Here is a 19145-nt window from a genome sequence, read left to right on the forward strand (position 1 = left end):
CGACGCAGGAATTCAGGCCGTGGCTTGACGGGCGGCGTCGTCGGCGGCAGCCCCGAACCCATGGTCGCGATAGCGCGCGGACACCGCCAGAAGCGCGGCACGGTCGCCGTCGGCCAACGCGCGGGCATGGTCTCGGGTGAGTTTTCCGAAGAGACAGTCCATGTCGATGCGGGCCAGCCCGTCGACCGCGCGGGCATCGCCCAACCGGACGGCGTCGTGCAGGGCCCGTAGCGCGATGGCCTGCTGTCCGCCGCGTTCGGCCGCTTTGACGGCATCGCGCGCCGCCGAGATGGCGCCCGTGGAATCCTTGCGCGCGAAGCTGGTCCAGGCCCGCGCCAACGACAGCTCCGGCGCGAACAGCATCGACTTCAAGCCGTGGCGGGATTCCGCGCGTGACAACGCCTTCACCGCTTCCACCGGCATACCGCGTTGAGCGAGTGCCTGCGCCAACAGCATCCACGCCAGCGGCCCCCAGGAGTATCCGGTCGGCGCCAAAGCGCTTGTCGCCCTTCGCAGCAGCGTCACCGCCTCTTCGAGCTCACCACGGACCATCAGCACATCGGCCACCAGTACGTCGCCGATGGCCCGGCCCGGCTGCAGCAGCTGTGCGAAATCGGTCAGCTGTCGCGCCAGCGCCTGCGCCCGGCCCAACTCACCGGCGAGGATGAGCGTCGTCGTCTGACCGAACCCACTCGTGAACCGCAGCAGCCCCGGGTGGCCGGCGTCGATCGCCCGCTGCGCCATCGCGTCGACCTCACCGAACCGGCCGATCCGGGCGCAGCTCAACGCAGCGGCAGAGGCCGCCCACCCGATCGCGGTGTCGTCGGCGGCAGGGGAGGCCAGCACGCCGGCGGCGATCTCCGACGCGCGTTGCGGTGCACCGGAATTCATCGCGAACGTGGCCGAGAGCGCGTCCAGGGTCACGCGGGCGCACGGCGACGACACCCGATTGCTGGTGGCCCGAAGAAACGCGGTGGCCCGCTCGGGTTCCGACAGCATCCAGAACTGGTTGGCCGCCCGCGGCAGTGCCCACGCCATCAGCTCCGATTCACTCAACGCGGCCGGATCGACTTCGGCGAGCACGGCGTCGGCCTCCCGCCCGCGGCCCTGCCAAGCCAGCGCGTACGCGAGCGTCATCCGCGCCTCGAAACCCCCGTCGGCGGCCACCGCGGCCCGGCCGAGCCGCTCGCTCAACTCCAGATCGCCGAGCCGTAGCGCCTCGGCGCCCGCCGCGGTGAGGTCGGCGGCAGGGAACGCCACGTCGCTGTCGAGGGCCAGCACCGCGAGCCGCAGCCGGTCGACCACCCCGGCGGTCGGCTTGGCGGCCATCCGTTCGACCAGTCCGGTGCGCAGGCGACGCAAACCCGGCCCGCCCACCACCGCGCGGACCGCGTCGAGAAACAGCGGATGCGCGCAGTGAACCATCCCGTCGTCGACTCGCACCGCCCCGGACTCGCATGCCCGCTCAACGGCATCCGGGCCCGCCAACGCCGTCACATCCGACAGCGGCAGCGGATCGTGCACGGCGAGATATTGCAGCGTGTGCATGGCACCGGCCGGGAGATCGGCGATGAAGGCCGACACCTGCTCGGCGAGCCGGACGTCATCGTGTCCCGCGGGCTGCACTTCGATGCGGCTCAGCAATCCGTCGTTCCACAGCGCCGCCACCTCGTCGGGCACCGGCCGTTCGGCCGAGGCGGTGACGACGAGCTTCGCGGCGCCGCTGACGGCCAGCTGGTACACCAGCGCGGCCGACAGCCGGTCGAGCAGATGCGCGTCGTCGACCACCACGAGCAGGTCCGAACCGAGTGAATCCCGGGCGGCGCGCAACACATCGGCGGTCCTGCCGGCCGCCGGGACGTCGATCAGATGCGCGACCGCCGCGAACGGAATGGCGGCCCCCGACTCGGTGCCCGAAACCCAGACGACCCGGTGGAAGTCCGGGCCTATCCATTCCGCGGCGGTGCGGGCCAGGAACGTCTTGCCGACCCCGTCCGGTCCCAGCAGAACGGCTCCGGAGCGCTTTCGCAGGCCGGCTTCGACGCCGTCCAGGGCTCGGTCGTGGGGTGCGATCACCCAATCGACTGGCATGCTGCCGAATCTAGTCGGGGACTCGATGGCATCCGGCCGGAAATCGCTCGTTCACCCAGAACCCTTAGGTTGGATGAGTGTCAGCTGTATTCGACCGCCAGTGGGCGGTGTGTGTGTATTGCGCGTCCGGCCCGACGCACCCTGAACTGCTCGCATTGGCCGGCCAGGTGGGTTCGGCAATCGCCGAGCGGGGCTGGACCCTGGTCTCCGGTGGCGGCAACGTCTCGGCCATGGGGGCGGTGGCCCGTGGTGCCCGTTCCAAGGGCGGTCGCACCGTCGGCGTGATTCCCAAGGCGCTCGTGCACCGCGAGCTGGCCGACGTCGACGCCGCCGAACTCGTCGTCACCGACACCATGCGCGAACGCAAGAAGGAGATGGAGGACCGCTCCGACGCGTTCATCGCGCTGCCCGGTGGCATCGGCACGCTCGAGGAGTTCTTCGAAGCGTGGACGGCCGGCTACCTGGGTATGCACGACAAGCCGTTGATCCTGCTCGACCCGTTCGGGCACTACGACGGGCTGTTGACGTGGCTGCGCGGTCTGGCCGATACCGGCTATGTTTCGCCGGGTGCGCTGGACCGGCTCGTGGTGGTGTCCGATGTGGACGCCGCGCTCGACGCCTGCGCGCCGTAGGCAGAACCGGCGGTAACGCCGAGCGCGGCGCGTGGTTAAGGTGTTGCCCACATCGACGGCCACACAGCGTGGAGGGGACCCAGCGCATGACCGACCAGAAACCGGGCACCAGGAGCAGTGTCGGGCTGCTCGACATCGCCACCCAGGTACCGAGCCTGATCATGGACGCTCCGGTCATCCTGCGTGGAGTGCTCACGGGCTTTCTGGCCAGACCGACGACCAAGACGTCGATCGGCGAGGTCTTCCAGGAGCGTGCCGCCCAGTACGCCGACCGGGTCTTCATCAAGTTCGGTGACGAGCGGCTGACCTACAAGCAGGCCAACGAGACGGTCAACCGCTATGCCGCTGTGTTGGCCGCGCGCGGTGTGGGCCACGGCGACGTGGTGGGGGTGATGCTGCGCAACTCGCCCGACGCGGTGCTGTTGATGCTCGCGATCGTCAAGTGCGGTGCGGTCGCAGGCATGCTGAATTACCACCAGCGCGGCAAGGTGCTGGCGCACAGCATCGGCTTGCTCAGCGCGACGGCCATGGTCGCGGAATCCGACCTCGTCGACCCGATCAACGAATCCGGCGCCGAGACAGCGGGTCTGATGACGGTCGAGGAGCTGCAGCGGCTCGCGGCCACCGCGCCGACCGGTAACCCGGCCAGCGCGTCGGCCGTGCTGGCCAAGGACAAGGCGTTCTACATCTTCACGTCCGGCACCACCGGCATGCCCAAGGCCAGTGTCATGACGCACTACCGGTGGCTGCGCGCGCTGGCCGGGTTCGGCGGCATCGGGCTGCGGCTGCACAGCAACGACACCCTGTACTGCTGCCTGCCGCTCTATCACAACAACGCGCTGACGGTGTCGGTCGGCTCCGTGCTGAATTCGGGTGCTGCTCTGGCCCTTGGCAAGTCGTTCTCCGCGTCGCGCTTCTGGGACGAGGTGATCGACTACGGCGCGACCGCGTTCGTCTACATCGGGGAGATCTGCGGATATCTGCTCAACCAGCCGCCGAAGCCGACCGACCGCGCGCACAAGGTGCGCGTGATCATCGGGAACGGTTTGCGGCCGGCGATCTGGGACGAGTTCACCGAGCGGTTCGGCATCGACCGCGTGTGTGAGTTCTACGGCGCCAGTGAGGGAAACACCGCGTTCGTCAACGTGTTCAACGTGTCGAAATCGACCGGCATCTGCCCGAGCCCGGTCGTCTTCGTCGAGTACGACCCCGACAGCGGTGAGCCGGCGCGTGGTCCCGACGGCCGGCTGCGCAAGGTGAAATCCGGTGAGCCGGGCCTGATGCTGTCCAAAGTCAATGCGCTGCAGCCGTTCGACGGCTACACCGACTCGTCGGCGACCGAGAAGAAGTTGGTGCGCAACGCTTTCAAGGACGGCGACGTCTGGTTCAACACCGGCGACCTGATGCGGTCGCAGGGTTTCGGCCACGCCGCGTTCGCCGACCGGCTCGGCGACACGTTCCGCTGGAAGGGTGAGAACGTCGCCACCACCGAGGTGGAGGCCGCCGTCGCGAGCAGTCCGCTGGTCGAGGAGTGCACCGTATTCGGTGTCGAGGTGCCCGGCGCAGGCGGGCGCGCGGGCATGGCCGCGGTGCAGCTCAAGGAGGGCAAGGAGTTCGACGGCAAGGCGCTTGCCAAGGCGTTCTACGACCACCTGCCGCCATACGCGGTGCCGCTGTTCGTGCGCGTCGTCGGCGAGCTCGCCCACACCTCGACGTTCAAGAGCCAGAAGGTCGACCTCCGCAAGGAGGGTTTCGGATCGGAGGTCTCCGATCCGCTGTATGTCCTTGCCGGCCGCGACGAGGGGTACGTGCCGTTCTACGACGAGTACCCCGAGGAAGTCACGGCCGGCAAGCGGCCCAAGAACTAGGCGGCCCGTCAGGGCGCCGGTGACACCCGCTTCCACAGATCGTCGAATGCGATGGAGTCGAAGAATGCCGACGCCTTGACGATCTTGTCCTCACGCAGGGTCAGAAACCACGCGTAGGTGTTGCGGTACGGCAGCCCGTCGCGAGCCGTGCCTTCGGCGTCGAAGAACACGATCACGGTGTCGCCGTCGGTGTACATGTCGCGAATGGTCGGGATCAGCCGCTGTGACATCCGCGCGTTGAACGGCGCGATGACGTTGTCGATGAAGTCAGCCTTGCTCGTATAGACCCGGGAAGCAACGGAATTGCCGACGATCTCCCATGTCACGTCCTGGGCGAGGGAGTCATACGGGCTGCCCGTTCCGTTTGCCCAGGCATCGAAGCCGGCCCGTACGGTGGCGAGGTTGGACGATTCGACGGCGTCATATGGTTGTGCCATTGCGGTTCCCATCGGCAGTGTGAACATCAAGGCAAGGGCCACAGCCAGGCCCAGCCGGATTCTGTTGAGCATCAACTGTTTCCTCAGTCGTAGACGATGACGGCACGGCCGAGCACCTCGCCGCGGCCGATGGCATCCAGGGTGTCGTTGACGTCCTCCCACCGGACCCGGGTGACGGTGTCCTTGATCTGCCCGGCTTCGGCAAGCGCCAATACCTCGGTGAGGTCGTTGAAGTTGCCCCAGAACGAACCGAAATACGTGTACTCCCTGGCCACCAGCGGGAACAACGGGATGTCGACGCGATTGCCGATGAGCCCAACCGACGCTACGGCGCCCTCGGCGGCCAGCAGGGCGAAGGCAAGTCGCAAGGCGTCCTCAGATCCCGCGCATTCGATCACGGCGTCGAGTTCGGTACGGCCGGTGAGGGTCTCGAGTTCCTCACGGACCGCGTCGACATCCTTGCCGCGGACGTTGATGACGTGGTCGGCCCCGTTCGTCTTGGCGATCTCGAGCTTCTCGTCGCTGCGGGCGAAAGCCACCACGTCGGCGCCGCCGGAGAGCAGCTTGGCGTACTGGACGCCGTAGCTGCCCAATCCGCCGATACCGCTGACACCGATGGTGCCGCCCGCCCTCAGATGTCCCGCGTCGCGCAGCTTCTTCAGACCACGGTAGGGAGTCAGACCGGCGTCGGTCAGCGGCGCCAGGTTCTCCGGCGACAGGCCACCACGTCCCGGCATCTTGATCAGGTACCGGTAGTTGACCGGCAGGTACTCCTGATATCCGCCGTGCCGCCCGAAGCCCGCCCAGGTGCCGTGCGCGCAGAGTTGCTCGTTGCCGTTGTGGCATTGCCGGCATGCGCCGTCACCCCAACTGCCGTAAACCACCACCTGGTCCCCTTCGGACAACCCGGCCGACGCCGGGACCGCAGAACCCACACCGTCGACCCAGCCCGCCACTTCGTGACCAGGCGTGATCGGGTAGTCCATGGCAAGACCGCGATCGAAGTAGCCGTCGATGAGCTGGTAATCGGTGCGGCACATACCCGCTCCGCCGACCTTGACGAGTATTTCCTCCGGGCCGATATGGGGCACGTCCACTTCCTCAAGCCGCAAGGGTTGGTGGTACCCGTACATGCGTGCCGCCCGCATCTTCATCCGATGTGCTCCTGTCGTCTGCCGTCAGCGACATCGTTGGGCCACGAGGGTGGCCTTCGCATCTGCCACCGGCCAGTCCGATTACCCGAAACTGTCGGTCAGTGCATCATCGAGCTGGCTGCGTGACCGGATGGCGAGCTTTGTGAACACCTTGGCCAGGTGGTACTGCACCGTGCGGGCGCTGATGAACAGCCGGGCGCCGATCTCCGGGTTGGACAATCCTTCTCGCGCCAGACGGGCGATCTGGGCCTCCTGTGCGGTGAGTTCTCCGGCGGCGTCGGGTGCCGCCCGGCGCCTGGCCTTCTCTCCGGTGGCCGCCAGTTCACCGCGGGCCCGCTCGGCGAACGCCGTCATCCCCATCTCTTCGAAAAGCTCGTGCGCGCACCGCAATTCCAGCCTGGCGTCGACCCGGCGGCGCTGGCGTCGCAGCCACTCGCCGTAGAGCAGATGGGAACGGGCGAGGTCGGGACGCAGGCCGGCCCGCCGGCAGCGTTCGATGGCCTCGCGGTAGAGGAGTTCGGCGGTGTCTCCCTCGCTGAGCAGTGCACGCGAGCGGGCTTCCACGCCGAGACCCCAATCGGTCGCACTGGGCGTGGTCATCTCGGTCAACCGGGCAAGCGCTGCGGTCGCGGTCGCGGTGTCTTTCAGCCGGGACGCCGCCTCGACGAGTTCGGTGAGCGACCACCACGAGGCCGCAGCATCGCCGCGACCCGCCGAGGCGTATTGGGCAGCTTCGCACGCGGTGCGGTAGTCACCGCGTGAATTGGCGATCAGTGATCTGCACCAGGCGGCTGCTGTCAGGCCGAACCCTTCACCCCGCCGCAGTGCGTCGCGTTGCGCGGCGTCGCATCGGGCGTCGACCTCGTCCTGCCTGCCCCGCAGCGCTGCCAGGATGATCGCGCTGAACGGCGTGAGAGTCTTGCCCATCGCGTCGATCGCAGCGCACATCTCGTCGATTCCGGAGGCTGCCTCGTCGAACTGTCCGGTGAACAGCAGGGGCACGACGAGGGCGCTGAGCGCCAACGGCAGTTGGGTGACGGCCCCGTTGTCCCGGACCAGTTGGACGTAGCGCTCGGCAAGTGTGGTCTGCCGGTCGATATCCCAAACCCGTGCTGCCGCAAAGCAGGCAAGAAACATCCACCGGAGCTCCTGGTCGGTGGTCATGCCGTGGCCGTACTGGCGCAGCGCAGCGTGAATGGCGGGCAGGCCGGCAACGAAACCGACGCTGTACTGCGTCGCCAGGCCATCCAGTAACAGGTCGGCCGGTCCCGGGGTGCTGAGCGCCTGGGTGGCCGAACGGGCCACCTCCGAGATTTCGACCATCCCGGCGTCGACCGCCAAACGACCCGCGAAGATCGCGGCGGACAACGCGTCGAGGTAGGTCTCACGGGCGAGCGTCGCGTCGATGTCTTCGAGCCGCCGAGCGGCGCCGAGCAGCAGTGGAGCGGCGGCGTTGCCGTGGCTGCTGATGAGGGCCAACTGGGCTCGAACCAGATCGGCGCGAGCGCGCTGTAGTTCGGTCAACGGAGTGGCCTCGGCGATCTTGAGCAGATCCCGCGCTGCGTCGAGCAAACCCGCCCGCGCCTTGGCGGACGCGGCGGTGATCGCGCGGTCGCTCCTGCGCGCCGGGTCGATGGTCAGTGCCGCGGCCCGCTCGAGGAACGACGCCGCGGCGCTCACTCCGCCGCGAGCTTGAACTTCCGCCGCCGAGCGCTCCAGTTCTGCGGCCACATCCTCGTCGGGGGCTGCGGTGCCATGGCCGAGATGCCATGCGCGGCGGACAGAATCGGTCCCGGGATCGATGACGGCCGCCAGCGCGCGATGGATACGCTGCCGGTCCGAAAGCGCCACACAGCGATAGGCCGCCGACCGCACCAGCGGATGGCGGAACCGGACCCGGGTACCGAACTCCGCGAGGCCGGCCTCGATCACCGGTTCGGCGGCCCCGGCCGGGATACCGAGCGCTGTGGTCGCGGCCCACAACAACACCGGATCACCCGACGGCTCGGCGGCTGCGAGCGCCAGCAGAGTGCGGCTAGGGGCGGGAAGCGTATCGAGCTGATGCCGAAACGTGCCGTCCAGACTGCGCGCCAGTGCGCCCGGCAGCCCGAACCCGCCCGCCAACTCGGCCGGGGTCAGTGCGCGGGGTAATTCCAGCAGTGCCAGCGGGTTCCCTCGTGCCTCCGCGACGATCTGGTCGCGGACCCGGACGTCGAGCGGGCCCGTCAACACCGTGCGAAGCAAGGACCTGGACTCATCGTCGGTCAGCCGGTCGACCCGCAGCGCGGGCAGACTGGTCAAGTCGGCGCTCGGCACCCGGGCGGCCAGCACGAGGCCAACGGCCTCGGCGGCGAGTCGGCGTGCGACGAACGCCAGAATCTGCGCCGAGGCCTGGTCGAGCCACTGCTGGTCATCGATGAGCACAAGGAGCGGTTGCGTCTGTGCGGCCTCCGAGAACAGGCCGAGCACCGCCAGCCCCACCAGGAACCGATCGGGGGCCGGTCCCGGTTTCATGCCGAATGCCGTCAGCAGCGCATGGCGCTGCGGGGCAGGCAACCTTTCGGCACGATCCAGGACCGGCGCGCACACCGCATGCAATGCCGCAAACGCCAACTCGGTCTCGGCCTCGACACCTGCGGCCCGCACTACCCGGCAGTCCGGAGCGCGATCGGACAGATAGTCCAGAAGCGCCGTTTTACCCATGCCGGCGTCGCCGTGTACGACAAGCGCCCGGCTCGAGCCCGTTCGCAGAGCCGCCACGATGGCGTCGAGCATGGCGCGTTCGGCGCTGCGGCCGATGAGCTGCATCGTCACTCCGGGTGTTCATCCCCCTGGAAAGGACACGCTATCGGGCGTGCGGCCGGACCGCTCGCTCATCCTGAGCGCGCCCGACAGCAAGGCGGCCAGGCACTATGGAGGCGTGTTGTCGACGTTTTGTGGTCGCCCGGTCGCCGGTGACCGTGCGCTGATCATGGCGATCGTCAACCGGACCCCGGACTCGTTCTACGACCGAGGCGCCACGTTCACCGATGAAGCCGCCAAGGCCGCCGCTGCCCGCGTGATCGACGAGGGCGCCGACGTGATCGACGTCGGCGGCGTCAAAGCGGGCCCGGGCCACGGCGTCGACACGCAGGAGGAGATCGCGCGCGTCGTGCCGTTCATCGAATGGCTGCGCACGACCTATCCGAATCAGCTCATCAGCGTCGACACCTGGCGCGCGGCGGTGGCCAAACAGGCCTGCGCGGCGGGCGCCGATCTGATCAACGACACGTGGGCCGGAGCCGACCCGGGCCTGCCCGAGGTCGCGGCGGAGTTCGGTGCGGGTCTGGTGTGTTCGCACACGGGCGGCGCCGTGCCGCGAACCCGGCCGTTCCGGGTGAACTACGGCATCACCGAACGGGGCGTGGTCGACGACGTCATCGCCGAGGTGACCGCGGCGGCCGAACGTGCCGTGGCAACGGGTGTGCCGAGGGACCGGATCCTCATCGACCCCACCCACGATTTCGGCAAAAACACTTATCACGGTCTTAGTTTGTTGCGTCACGTAAAAGATCTTGTTAAGAGCGGATGGCCGGTCCTGATGGCCCTGAGCAACAAGGATTTTGTCGGGGAGACTCTCGGTGTGGACCTCACCGAACGCCTCGAAGGGACGCTCGCCGCGACGGCACTCGCCGCAGCGGATGGAGCGGCCATGTTTCGGGTACACGAGGTGGGACCCACACGGCGCGTGCTGGAAATGGTCGCGTCGATCCAGGGAGTGCGGACGCCCGCGCGAACAGTGAGGGGACTGGCATGACAGCAATGCCTGAACTGGCCATCACCGACGGTGTCGCCGGGCACCGTTGGCTGAGCGATCACAGCTGGAACCGGCCCACCTGGACGGTGGCCGAACTCGAAGCGGCCAAGGCGGGGCGAACCGTCTCGGTGGTGCTGCCCGCCCTCAACGAAGAAGAGACGGTCGGCTCGGTCGTCGAGACCATCACGCCGCTGCTCGGCGGGCTGGTCGACGAGTTGATCGTGCTCGATTCGGGTTCCACCGACGACACCGAGATCCGGGCGCTCGCGGCCGGTGCGCGGGTGATCAGCCGTGAGGTCGCGCTTCCGGAAGTCGCACCGCAGCCCGGCAAGGGCGAGGTGTTGTGGCGTTCGCTGGCCGCGACGACGGGCGACGTCATCGCCTTCATCGACTCGGACCTGATCAATCCCGATCCGATGTTCGTACCGAAACTGCTCGGCCCGCTGCTGACCACCGACGGCGTGCACCTGGTCAAAGGCTTCTACCGGCGCCCGCTCAACGTGAGCGGCCGCGAGGACGCCAACGGTGGCGGCCGCGTGACCGAGCTGGTCGCGCGACCGCTTCTCGCCTCGCTGCGGCCAGAGCTCACGTGTGTTCTGCAACCGCTGGGCGGCGAGTACGCAGGCACGCGGGAGTTGCTCACCGCCGTGCCGTTCGCACCCGGCTACGGCGTGGAGATCGGCCTGCTGATCGACACCTATGACCGCCTGGGACTTGACGCGATCGCGCAGGTGAATCTCGGCGTGCGGGCGCACCGCAACCGGCCGTTGACCGAATTGGCCTCGATGAGCCGCCAGGTCATCGCCACCCTGATGTCGCGGTGCGGAATCACGGACTCCGGCATGGGCCTGACCCAGTTCTTCGCCGACGGGGACGGGTTCACGCCGCGGGTGTCGTCGGTGTCGCTGGCTGACCGGCCACCGATGGTGACGCTGCGCCCGCGCTGAGCGCGTGCGGGCCCCGCGGCGTAAGCCCTTGTCGGGGGTGTGAGGCAGTATCGAAGGCGTGACACTGATACTGCTGTACCTGGTGGTGCTCGTTCTGGTCGCCACCGTGCTGTTCGGCCTTGGCAGCGTCATCTTCGGCCGGGGCGAGACGCTGCCGCCGCTGCCGCGGGGGACCACCGCCACGGTGCTGCCCGCGTCGGGCGTCACCAGCGCGGACGTGGAGGCCTTGAAGTTCAGCCAGACGGTGCGGGGATACAAGACCAGCGAAGTGGACTGGGTGCTGGACCGGCTGGGCACCGAGCTCGACGCGCTGCGCGGTGAGCTTGCGGCGGTTCGCGCGGCCTACGGCATTGCCGACGAAGAGGTTGCAGAAGACGGTGAGGCCGACGACGTCGAGGTGTCGGCGACCGCCGGCCAGATCCGAACCACGACCGACGAGCCGTCGTGACCGACGACGGCAAGACCCGGTGTGGTTGGGCGGTCCAATCGGCCAAGGCCGGTGACACGCTGTATCGCGACTACCACGACACCGAGTGGGGGCGCCCGCTGCGTGACTCCAAGGCGCTGTTCGAGCGGATCAGCCTCGAGGCGTTCCAGAGCGGGCTGTCGTGGCTGACCATTCTGCGCAAGCGGGACAATTTCCGGCGCGCGTTCGACGAGTTCGACGCCGAGCTGGTCGCGCGCTACACCGACGCCGACATCGAGCGATTGATGGCCGATGCCGGCATCGTGCGCAACCTCGCGAAGATCGAGGCGACGATCGCCAACGCCAGGGCAGTTGCCGACCTCGACGTCGACCTGGCCGAACTGCTGTGGTCGTTCGCGCCGCCGCCACGTCCCCGCCCCGCCGACTTGTCACAGGTCCCCGCGGTGACCGAGGAGTCGAAGGCGATGGCCAAAGAACTCAAACGGCGCGGCTTCAAATTCGTCGGTCCGACGACTGCATATGCGTTGATGCAGGCCACCGGAATGGTCGATGACCACATCGCCTCGTGCTGGGTTCCGGCCGCCGGATAGCCGCCACGCCGTCGGCCTTAGACGGGTCTTTGCACACCCATTGACGTGGATAGGGAAGAATAGGGCTAGATCAGTAGCAGTTCAGTGCCGGGTGCCGCCAACGAGTGGGCGGCGTCGGCCCCGACCTGGCCCGCTCAAGCGGACCGGCTCAGTTGGAGGGAGCACTCGATGGCGGCGATGAAGCCCCGGACTGGCGACGGTCCACTGGAAGCAACCAAGGAGGGGCGAGGGATCGTGATGCGAGTACCGCTGGAAGGCGGTGGACGCCTCGTCGTTGAGCTGACTCCGGACGAGGCGGCTGCCCTCGGCGACGAGCTCAAGGGCGTAACCAGCTAGTCAATCCGGCGCGGCTGCGTGCACATCGCACGGGCCGCGCCGGAGTCCGCTATGCGGACACCTTGCGATAAATCTCCAAAGTCTGCTCGGCGATGTGCGCCCAGGAGAACTCCTCGATGCACCGCTGGCGTCCTGCCTCGCCGTACTTGCGTGCCGTGTCGGGTTCGGCCACGAGCGAGTTGACGGCATCGGCCAGTCGCGTCTCGAAGAACTCCGGATCGCTCGCGTCGTAGTGCACCAACAGACCGGTTTGATGGTCGGCCACGACCTCCGGAATACCGCCGACGTCGGAGGCCACCACCGGTGTGCTGCATGCCATCGCTTCGAGGTTGACGATACCGAGCGGTTCGTACACCGACGGGCAGACGAAAACTGTTGCGGCGGAGAGTATTTCGCGGATCTTGTTGATCGGCAGCATTTCTCGCACCCAGAACACGCCGGTGCGGGCGCGGGCGAGCTCTTGCACGGCCGAAGACACTTCGGCGGCGATCTCGGGTGTATCCGGGGCGCCGGCGCACAACACCAACTGCACGTCATTGCTGAACTTGTGCGCGGCGGCAACCAGGTGCGCCACGCCTTTCTGACGGGTGATGCGCCCGACGAACGCCACGATTGGCCGGTTCAGATCGACGCCCAATTCGGCCAGGACCGAATCGCCCGGCACCGGGGGCGTCGGGTACCAGACGTCGGTGTCGATCCCGTTGCGCACCACGTGCACCCGATTGGGGTCAAGGGCCGGATACGTGTGCAGGACGTCGTCGCGCATACCCGCACTCACCGCGATCACCGCGTCGGCGGCCTCGATCGCGGTGCGTTCGACCCACGACGACACCCGATACCCGCCGCCGAGCTGCTCGGCCTTCCACGGCCGCAGCGGCTCGAGCGAATGCGCCGTCAGCACGTGCGGGATGCCGTAGAGCAACGCGGTGAGGTGGCCGGCCATCCCCGAGTACCACGTGTGGGAATGCACCACGGTGGCCTGCGCGGCGTTGTTGACCATGTTGAGGTCGGCCGACAGCGTCGACAGTGCCGCGTTGGCGCCGCGCAGCGCCGGATCGGGCTGTGCGACGAACGCCCCGTCACGCGGGGCGCCCATGCAGTGCACGTCGACTTCGCACAGATGACGCAACTGAGCGACGAGCTCGGTCACATGTACCCCAGCACCGCCGTAAACCTCGGGTGGATACTCCCGAGTCATCATGGCCACCCGCATATCTGGAACGGTAGTGGTCGCTTCGCCAAGACGCATGCTTGTGGACAACGTTTGCGGAGTTGTTCATCACCCCAAGCCACTTGACGCAACGCCGTTGACCAATCGTGTCATTGGCTAGCCGCGGTGGTGACTGGCGGATAGGTTTGATTCATGAGGGAGTTGCCACATGTGCTGGGCATCGTTCTGGCCGGCGGAGAGGGCAAGCGGCTGTACCCGTTGACGGCGGATCGCGCCAAGCCCGCGGTTCCCTTCGGTGGCGCTTACCGACTGATCGATTTCGTGCTGTCCAACCTGGTCAATGCCCGGTATCTCCGAATCTGCGTTCTCACGCAATACAAGTCGCATTCACTGGACCGTCACATCAGCCAGAACTGGCGGCTGTCGGGTCTGGCCGGTGAATACATCACGCCGGTGCCCGCACAGCAACGGCTCGGGCCGCGGTGGTACACCGGTTCGGCCGATGCCATCTACCAGTCGCTCAACCTGATCTACGACGAAGATCCGGACTACATCATCATCTTCGGGGCCGACCACGTGTACCGCATGGACCCCGAGCAGATGCTGCAATTCCACATCGAGAGCGGTGCGGGTGCGACCGTCGCCGGTATCCGGGTGCCGCGCGCGGAAGCGAGCGCGTTCGGCTGCATCGACTCCGACGAGTCGGGCCGCATCCGCGGGTTCATCGAGAAGCCGGCCGATCCGCCGGGCACCCCGGACGATCCCGAGCAGACGTTCGTGTCGATGGGCAACTACATCTTCACGACGAAGGTGCTCATCGACGCGATCCGCGCCGACGCCGACGACGACCATTCCGATCACGACATGGGCGGCGACATCATCCCGCGGCTCGTGGCGGACGGGATGGCCGCGGTGTACGACTTCAAGAACAACGAGGTGCCGGGAGCGACCGAACGCGATCACGGTTACTGGCGTGACGTCGGGACCCTCGACGCGTTCTACGACGCGCACATGGATCTGGTTTCGGTGCACCCGGTGTTCAACCTGTACAACAAGCGGTGGCCGATCCGCGGTGAGTCCGAGAACCTCGCCCCCGCCAAGTTCGTCAACGGCGGCTCGGCCCAGGAATCCGTCGTCGGCGCAGGCAGCATCATTTCGGCGGCGTCCGTACGCAATTCGGTGCTGTCGTCCAACGTCGTGATCGACGACGGCGCCATCGTCGAAGGCAGCGTGCTGATGCCCGGTGTCCGGGTGGGCCGCGGCGCCGTGGTGCGGCACGCGATTCTGGACAAGAACGTCGTCGTCGGCCCGGGGGAGATGGTCGGCGTCGACCTCGACAAGGACCGTGAGCGTTTCGCGATCAGCGCGGGCGGCGTCGTCGCCGTCGGCAAGGGCGTGTGGATCTGAGACTCACTCCCACGAGTCGACCCCTGCGGCCGGGGCCGCGGTCTTGGCATTCGCGCGGCGCCGTCGCCACCGCCACAGCCGGAACACACCCCAGGCCAGGGCCAGCAGCGCCACCAGAACCAGGACCGGCACCAGGATCGCGACGAACACGAGCCCGACACTGGTGACATCCTCGACCGTCGACAACACCGGCGCGGCCATACCGGCCGAGGCGACGTTGGCCGCGGGCCGCACCGCCGACTTCGTCAGCGACACCGCGAGTGCGGTGACCACCCCGATCGCCACCGGAACCCATTGACCGGATTGGGCGAATGCGCCCGGATCGGTCACCGCGGCGGTTTGCGATGCGGTGCCCGACCCGAACACGATGCCGCCCGCGGTGGGCCGCACGAACGTCTGGATCGTGTCGTTGACGGTGTCGAGGGCGGGGATCTTGTCGGCGACGACCTCGACGACGAGCAGCACCGCGACGATCGCCATCACCCAGCCGTTCTCCAGCCAGGCCCAGCCCGCAGGCAGCGCCACCAGGTCGGTGAACCGGGACAACAGGCCCAGCGCCAGCAACGGGATGTAGGCGTTCAATCCCGCCGCGGTGGCCAACCCGAAGCCGGTCAGCAGTTCCACATCGTCATTATTGCCCTGGGAAGCGCCGGCGGTCGGACACTTCCTATGATGTCGCCGGTCGCGTCGCCCTACGCCACGCCAAGGGGTTCAGTTCGCGGTACGGGTCGTCACTGCGGATCTTGAGCAGCTCGGCCAGGCTCTGCTCCAAGGATTCCTTGGTGTTCTGTCGGACGGTGGCCGTCCATTTCTCGGCCGACATGCGCGCCGGCTTGGTGGTGTCGACGGGCGCCGCGAACCGGACGTACATGCGTTGCGGCCGCGGGATCAGCGTGGGGCCGACGCCGCGCAGCAGCGGCATCGCCATGTCGGTTCGGCCCGAGAGCTTCTCGCTGACCGTCTCGCTGAGGCGGCCCAGCCAGTGGTCACGCGTCGTCACGCTCACGTACACATCGTCGCCGCCGACGAGTGCGACCGGAACGATCGGATACGCGTGCTCGGCGGCGATGCGCGCGAACCCGGCGCGGCCCTCCCAACGCAATGTGTACTGCTCGCCTTTGAATTTGGGGATCTCGCGGCCGCCACCGGGAAACACCAGGATCGGTTCGTCGTGTCGCATGAGTTCCCTTGCGCTCTCGGGTGCTCCGACCACGGCGCCGCACGCGGCCAGCAGATCGCCTGCCGGCCCGGGCATGTCGCCGAATCTGCGGTAGGTCAGGGGTCGCACCCGCATGCCGATCTCGCGGCGCACCACATAGGGAATCAACAGTGCTTCCGCTCCGAACTGGGTGTGGTTGCCCACCAAGAGAAATCGGCCGTCGCGGGGGAGATTGTGCAGTCCGTCCACGTAGGGCCGGTACAGGTCGACCAGCGGTTCGATGCCGTCGGCGACGGTCTCCACGGCTCGCCGCATGACCTGTATGTGGCTGGCGGGCTTCATGATCGCGTCGATCTTCGTGACGGTCATGACCGGGAGAACACCACGACCGTCGGAGTGGGTCCGAGCCGGAACGCCTGCGGCAGGAACCGAATGCGCATCTGTGGGTCGGCGGCCTTGCCGAGGGCGATGAAGGCCGAGCGGCTGTAGGACCGCAGTGTGCTGATGAATCCGTCGTGGACGACCGGTTTCACGAGTGCGAAGGGCGCCATGACCGCCAGTGTCAGGAGCAGGCCCACCGGTCGCGGACGTTTGAGGTCGATGACCAGGAATTGCTTGCCGACCCGGGTGGCTTCCGCGATCGCCCGGAACGCGACCGCGGGCGGGAGGTGATGGAATGCCAGGGCGAACACCACCAGGTCGAAGCTGTTGTCCTCGGCGTCGATGGCAGTCGCGTCGACGACTCGGGTGGTCACCCGCGGGTCGGCGCCGAGTGCACCGGCGGCGACATTGGCGACCGACGTCGGGTCAAGATCGCTGACTGTCACGGTCGCGGTGGGATGCAACTCCAAGATGCGGGCGGAGAGCTTGCCGTGCCCGGCGCCCAACTCGAGGATGCGCGGATTGGGGATGTCGGACACGAGATCCAGTGCGATGCGGGCGTTTTTGTCGTGCTGCTGCGTGCGGGTGCCCATGCGATCGAGGCCGGCGATCACCTTCTGCTTGACGTCATCACCGACGTCGTCGCGGTCGAGGTACTCCAGCGCATCGGTCTGTAGCCGCCGGTCGAGCCAGGACGCATCGGGTCCGCCTCGCGGCATCCGGGCGATCTCGAGTTCAACTGTCATGACTCCACCGTACCGAACGAACTAGTTCGTCTGGTTATGATTCTCCTGTGAGAACCACGACCGAACTGCGCGAGGAGATCCTTACCGCAGCGCGAGCCGAGTTCGCGCAGTACGGGCTGGCCGGCGCCAGGATCGACCGCATCGCACGATCGGCGCAGGCGAGCAAGGAACGGCTGTACGCGCACTTCGGTGACAAGGAGACGCTGTTCCGCGAGGTGTTCGCCGCCGACGGCGCGGAGTTCTTCCGCTCGGTGACCCTGCGTCCCGAGGCCGTCCCCGAGTTCGTCGGCGATGTCTACGACCTCGGCCTGCGTAGGCCAGAACACCTCCGCATGATCATGTGGGCTCAGCTGGAAGGGTTCGTGCTCGACGAGCCTCAGTCCGATGGGCGCCCCATCCCCGCACACGCGGTCGCGGCGATCGAAGCCGCGCAGGCCGGTGGCTACGTCGACTCATCTTGGGACTCAGGGGATCTGCTCGCCCTGCTGTTTTCGATCGGGCTCGCTTGGGCCCAGTCACCGCACCCCGACGCCGTGACCGATGATCCGGCGGTGATCTCGCGCCGCCGCGCCGCGGCGGTCGAGGCGGCCACTCGCATCGTCGCCGTCGCGCGCTGAGTCACCACACGTACGGCATCAACCGGTACCGCACCTGCTGCGTGTACTCGGTGTACCCGGCGAGCTCATGCCGCAGCGCCTTCTCCTCGTCGAGGATTCGGAGTGCGAGGACCGGGACGCCAGGGGCAATCAATATCAGCGCCCAGTAGGAGCCCAGCGCAATCGGCAAACCGATCATCATGATCAGCGCACCGAAGTACATCGGATGACGCACCAGCGCATACAGCCCGGTGGATACGACTTCCTGTCCGGCTTCGACTGTGATGGTGGCCGCGGCGTAACTGTTCTGGATGACCACCAGCATCGTGATACCCAGACCGATCGCCACCAGGGCGTTGCCCAGTAATGCCACCGCGGTCGGCACCTGAGACCAACCGAAGCGATGGTCGAGGGCGCTGAGCACCGCGACGCCGAAAAACCACACATAGATGCCCAAGACGATGAGCTTCTGCGCCGGTCTGGTCTCGGCTGTCGGTCCGGAGTGCATGCGCCGTCGCAGTACCTCAGGATTCTTCAGGCCGAGATAGATCGTGTAAACGGTGCCCAGGATCGCGAACACCGCGATGAAAAGCCATGCCTGCCAATAGTCGAAGGTGCCTGCCGGCCCGAACAGCAGCGCGGCGATGAGCACGAATCCGACAACCGAGAACGCGAGCGCTTGCACAACCGTCTTCATCGTTCCTCTTCTCGTTGGTGGGTGCGGGCCGTCACCACACGTACGGCACCAGCCGATACCTGACCTTGCGCGTGTAGTCGTCGTAGCCGTCGAGTTCGGTGCGCAGCATCTTTTCCTCGTCACTGATGCGCACGCCCAGGATCGGCGCCGAGGCGATGGTCGCGAGCATCGCCCAGTAGGAGCCCAACGCCAGGGGAGTGCCGAACATCATCAACAGGGCACCGAAGTACATCGGATGCCGCACGAGGCCGTAGAGGCCCGTGGAGACGACGTGTTGCTCGTCCTCGACGCGAATGCTGGCGCCGGCGAAGCTGTTTTGGAAAACCACGGCCTGCGCGAGGATCAGGCCGACCGCCACAAGGACGTCGCCGAGGATGACGACCGCGGTCGGTACATCCGACCAGCCGAAGCGGCGGTCGAGGGCGCTGACGATGAGCACCGCGAGAATCGCGACGACGATCGCCCAGATCGCGATCTTCTGCACAAGCCGGGTTTCGGCCAGCGGGCCACCGTGCAGGCGCCGCTGCAGTGCCGCTGGATCCTTGACGGCCAGATAGAAGCTGGGAATCAGGGTGGCGACCAAGAACACGCCGATGAAAACCCAGGCCTGCCAGTAGTCGAACGTGCCCGCGGGTCCGAACAGTGCCAGCCCGAAGAACACCAGACCGAAAACCCCGGACGCCACTGCTTGAAGTACCAGCTTCATGCCT

At 67.3% G+C, this 19145-nt stretch carries 19 protein-coding genes; 9 read left to right on the forward strand and 10 right to left on the reverse strand.

Annotated features, from left to right (window positions below):
- Nucleotides 1–12 precede the first annotated feature (12 nt).
- Complete coding sequence (locus tag AWC31_RS20250; RefSeq protein WP_085145823.1) at nucleotides 13–2091, reverse strand: AAA family ATPase; 2079 nt, start codon at nucleotides 2089–2091, stop codon at nucleotides 13–15.
- Nucleotides 2092–2168: 77 nt separating this feature from the next.
- On the opposite strand from AWC31_RS20250, the gene AWC31_RS20255 reads away from it, so the two are divergent.
- The gene (locus AWC31_RS20255; protein ID WP_085145824.1) at nucleotides 2169–2723 is read left to right on the forward strand and encodes a cytokinin riboside 5'-monophosphate phosphoribohydrolase; all 555 of its coding nucleotides are present in this window, start codon (nucleotides 2169–2171) and stop codon (nucleotides 2721–2723) included.
- Between the two features lie 86 nt (nucleotides 2724–2809).
- The gene (gene fadD6 / locus AWC31_RS20260; RefSeq protein ID WP_085145825.1) at nucleotides 2810–4591 is read left to right on the forward strand and encodes a long-chain-acyl-CoA synthetase FadD6; all 1782 of its coding nucleotides are present in this window, start codon (nucleotides 2810–2812) and stop codon (nucleotides 4589–4591) included.
- A gap of 8 nt (nucleotides 4592–4599) precedes the next feature.
- Here the strand turns inward: fadD6 and AWC31_RS20265 are convergent, their stop codons facing one another.
- The 3 genes from AWC31_RS20265 to AWC31_RS20275 all read right to left on the reverse strand — a co-directional run bounded on the left by AWC31_RS20265 (nucleotide 4600) and on the right by AWC31_RS20275 (nucleotide 8990).
- Nucleotides 4600–5100 carry a nuclear transport factor 2 family protein gene (locus AWC31_RS20265; protein WP_067850808.1) on the reverse strand — a complete coding sequence of 167 codons (501 nt, stop codon included), beginning with the start codon at nucleotides 5098–5100 and terminating at the stop codon, nucleotides 4600–4602.
- 11 nt (nucleotides 5101–5111) lie between these two features.
- Nucleotides 5112–6182: an NAD(P)-dependent alcohol dehydrogenase gene (locus AWC31_RS20270; protein WP_084356668.1), complete on the reverse strand. Its 1071-nt coding sequence runs from the start codon at nucleotides 6180–6182 to the stop codon at nucleotides 5112–5114.
- Between the two features lie 81 nt (nucleotides 6183–6263).
- A complete protein-coding gene (locus tag AWC31_RS20275; RefSeq protein ID WP_085145826.1) occupies nucleotides 6264–8990 on the reverse strand; it encodes a helix-turn-helix transcriptional regulator in 2727 nt (908 codons plus the stop codon).
- Between the two features lie 112 nt (nucleotides 8991–9102).
- Here AWC31_RS20275 and folP point away from each other — a divergent pair, with 112 nt between their 5' ends.
- The 5 genes from folP to AWC31_RS20300 all read left to right on the forward strand — a co-directional run bounded on the left by folP (nucleotide 9103) and on the right by AWC31_RS20300 (nucleotide 12278).
- Nucleotides 9103–9978 (forward strand): dihydropteroate synthase, encoded by an 876-nt coding sequence (gene folP, locus AWC31_RS20280; RefSeq protein ID WP_085145956.1) that lies wholly within the window; start codon nucleotides 9103–9105, stop codon nucleotides 9976–9978.
- Nucleotides 9975–10925, forward strand: coding sequence for a glucosyl-3-phosphoglycerate synthase (locus AWC31_RS20285; protein ID WP_067850810.1), 951 nt, complete (start codon nucleotides 9975–9977; stop codon nucleotides 10923–10925). The genes folP and AWC31_RS20285 overlap by 4 nt, the downstream gene beginning before the upstream one ends.
- A 58-nt stretch (nucleotides 10926–10983) precedes the next feature.
- The gene (locus AWC31_RS20290) at nucleotides 10984–11373 is read left to right on the forward strand and encodes a DivIVA domain-containing protein (RefSeq protein ID WP_067850811.1); all 390 of its coding nucleotides are present in this window, start codon (nucleotides 10984–10986) and stop codon (nucleotides 11371–11373) included.
- A complete protein-coding gene (locus AWC31_RS20295) occupies nucleotides 11370–11942 on the forward strand; it encodes a DNA-3-methyladenine glycosylase I (RefSeq protein WP_085145827.1) in 573 nt (190 codons plus the stop codon). The genes AWC31_RS20290 and AWC31_RS20295 overlap by 4 nt, the downstream gene beginning before the upstream one ends.
- Before the next feature lie 168 nt (nucleotides 11943–12110).
- The gene (locus AWC31_RS20300; protein WP_003406247.1) at nucleotides 12111–12278 is read left to right on the forward strand and encodes a DUF3117 domain-containing protein; all 168 of its coding nucleotides are present in this window, start codon (nucleotides 12111–12113) and stop codon (nucleotides 12276–12278) included.
- Between the two features lie 49 nt (nucleotides 12279–12327).
- On the opposite strand, the gene glgA is transcribed toward AWC31_RS20300, so the two are convergent.
- Nucleotides 12328–13491, reverse strand: coding sequence for a glycogen synthase (gene glgA, locus AWC31_RS20305; protein WP_110775178.1), 1164 nt, complete (start codon nucleotides 13489–13491; stop codon nucleotides 12328–12330).
- A 150-nt stretch (nucleotides 13492–13641) separates the two neighbouring features.
- On the opposite strand from glgA, the gene glgC reads away from it, so the two are divergent.
- On the forward strand, nucleotides 13642–14856 hold the full coding sequence (gene glgC, locus AWC31_RS20310; protein ID WP_067850815.1) for a glucose-1-phosphate adenylyltransferase: 1215 nt from the start codon (nucleotides 13642–13644) through the stop codon (nucleotides 14854–14856).
- 3 nt (nucleotides 14857–14859) lie between these two features.
- Here the strand turns inward: glgC and AWC31_RS20315 are convergent, their stop codons facing one another.
- The 3 genes from AWC31_RS20315 to AWC31_RS20325 are packed head-to-tail and all read right to left on the reverse strand — an operon-like array spanning nucleotide 14860 to nucleotide 17142.
- Nucleotides 14860–15480, reverse strand: a complete 621-nt coding sequence (locus AWC31_RS20315) for a DUF4126 domain-containing protein (protein ID WP_085145828.1) — start codon at nucleotides 15478–15480, stop codon at nucleotides 14860–14862.
- 43 nt (nucleotides 15481–15523) lie between these two features.
- Nucleotides 15524–16384 (reverse strand): lysophospholipid acyltransferase family protein, encoded by an 861-nt coding sequence (locus AWC31_RS20320; protein ID WP_085145829.1) that lies wholly within the window; start codon nucleotides 16382–16384, stop codon nucleotides 15524–15526.
- Nucleotides 16381–17142 carry a class I SAM-dependent methyltransferase gene (locus tag AWC31_RS20325; protein ID WP_085145830.1) on the reverse strand — a complete coding sequence of 254 codons (762 nt, stop codon included), beginning with the start codon at nucleotides 17140–17142 and terminating at the stop codon, nucleotides 16381–16383. The genes AWC31_RS20320 and AWC31_RS20325 overlap by 4 nt, the downstream gene beginning before the upstream one ends.
- 47 nt (nucleotides 17143–17189) lie before the next feature.
- On the opposite strand from AWC31_RS20325, the gene AWC31_RS20330 reads away from it, so the two are divergent.
- Nucleotides 17190–17759, forward strand: a complete 570-nt coding sequence (locus tag AWC31_RS20330; protein WP_067850823.1) for a TetR/AcrR family transcriptional regulator — start codon at nucleotides 17190–17192, stop codon at nucleotides 17757–17759.
- A 1-nt stretch (nucleotide 17760) separates the two neighbouring features.
- On the opposite strand, the gene AWC31_RS20335 is transcribed toward AWC31_RS20330, so the two are convergent.
- Together AWC31_RS20335 and AWC31_RS20340 are read right to left on the reverse strand one after the other, a co-directional pair.
- Nucleotides 17761–18435, reverse strand: a complete 675-nt coding sequence (locus tag AWC31_RS20335) for a methyltransferase family protein (protein WP_067850825.1) — start codon at nucleotides 18433–18435, stop codon at nucleotides 17761–17763.
- 31 nt (nucleotides 18436–18466) lie between these two features.
- Nucleotides 18467–19141 carry a methyltransferase family protein gene (locus AWC31_RS20340; protein ID WP_085145831.1) on the reverse strand — a complete coding sequence of 225 codons (675 nt, stop codon included), beginning with the start codon at nucleotides 19139–19141 and terminating at the stop codon, nucleotides 18467–18469.
- Nucleotides 19142–19145 lie beyond the last annotated feature (4 nt).

Source organism: Mycolicibacterium wolinskyi, from assembly GCF_002101965.1.
Classification (GTDB): domain Bacteria; phylum Actinomycetota; class Actinomycetes; order Mycobacteriales; family Mycobacteriaceae; genus Mycobacterium; species Mycobacterium wolinskyi.

Excerpts from the sequence above, each read along its gene's own strand:
- AWC31_RS20250 (WP_085145823.1), bottom strand. The coding sequence starts at position 2,091 with ATGCCAGTCGATTGGGTGATCGCACCCCACGACCGAGCCCTGGACGGC.
- fadD6 (WP_085145825.1), top strand. The coding sequence starts at position 2,810 with ATGACCGACCAGAAACCGGGCACCAGGAGCAGTGTCGGGCTGCTCGAC.
- AWC31_RS20265 (WP_067850808.1), bottom strand. The coding sequence starts at position 5,100 with ATGCTCAACAGAATCCGGCTGGGCCTGGCTGTGGCCCTTGCCTTGATG.
- AWC31_RS20270 (WP_084356668.1), bottom strand. The coding sequence starts at position 6,182 with ATGAAGATGCGGGCGGCACGCATGTACGGGTACCACCAACCCTTGCGG.
- AWC31_RS20275 (WP_085145826.1), bottom strand. The coding sequence starts at position 8,990 with ATGCAGCTCATCGGCCGCAGCGCCGAACGCGCCATGCTCGACGCCATC.
- AWC31_RS20285 (WP_067850810.1), top strand. The coding sequence starts at position 9,975 with ATGACAGCAATGCCTGAACTGGCCATCACCGACGGTGTCGCCGGGCAC.
- AWC31_RS20300 (WP_003406247.1), top strand. The coding sequence starts at position 12,111 with ATGGCGGCGATGAAGCCCCGGACTGGCGACGGTCCACTGGAAGCAACC.
- glgA (WP_110775178.1), bottom strand. The coding sequence starts at position 13,491 with ATGCGGGTGGCCATGATGACTCGGGAGTATCCACCCGAGGTTTACGGC.
- glgC (WP_067850815.1), top strand. The coding sequence starts at position 13,642 with ATGAGGGAGTTGCCACATGTGCTGGGCATCGTTCTGGCCGGCGGAGAG.
- AWC31_RS20320 (WP_085145829.1), bottom strand. The coding sequence starts at position 16,384 with ATGACCGTCACGAAGATCGACGCGATCATGAAGCCCGCCAGCCACATA.
- AWC31_RS20325 (WP_085145830.1), bottom strand. The coding sequence starts at position 17,142 with ATGACAGTTGAACTCGAGATCGCCCGGATGCCGCGAGGCGGACCCGAT.
- AWC31_RS20335 (WP_067850825.1), bottom strand. The coding sequence starts at position 18,435 with ATGAAGACGGTTGTGCAAGCGCTCGCGTTCTCGGTTGTCGGATTCGTG.
- AWC31_RS20340 (WP_085145831.1), bottom strand. The coding sequence starts at position 19,141 with ATGAAGCTGGTACTTCAAGCAGTGGCGTCCGGGGTTTTCGGTCTGGTG.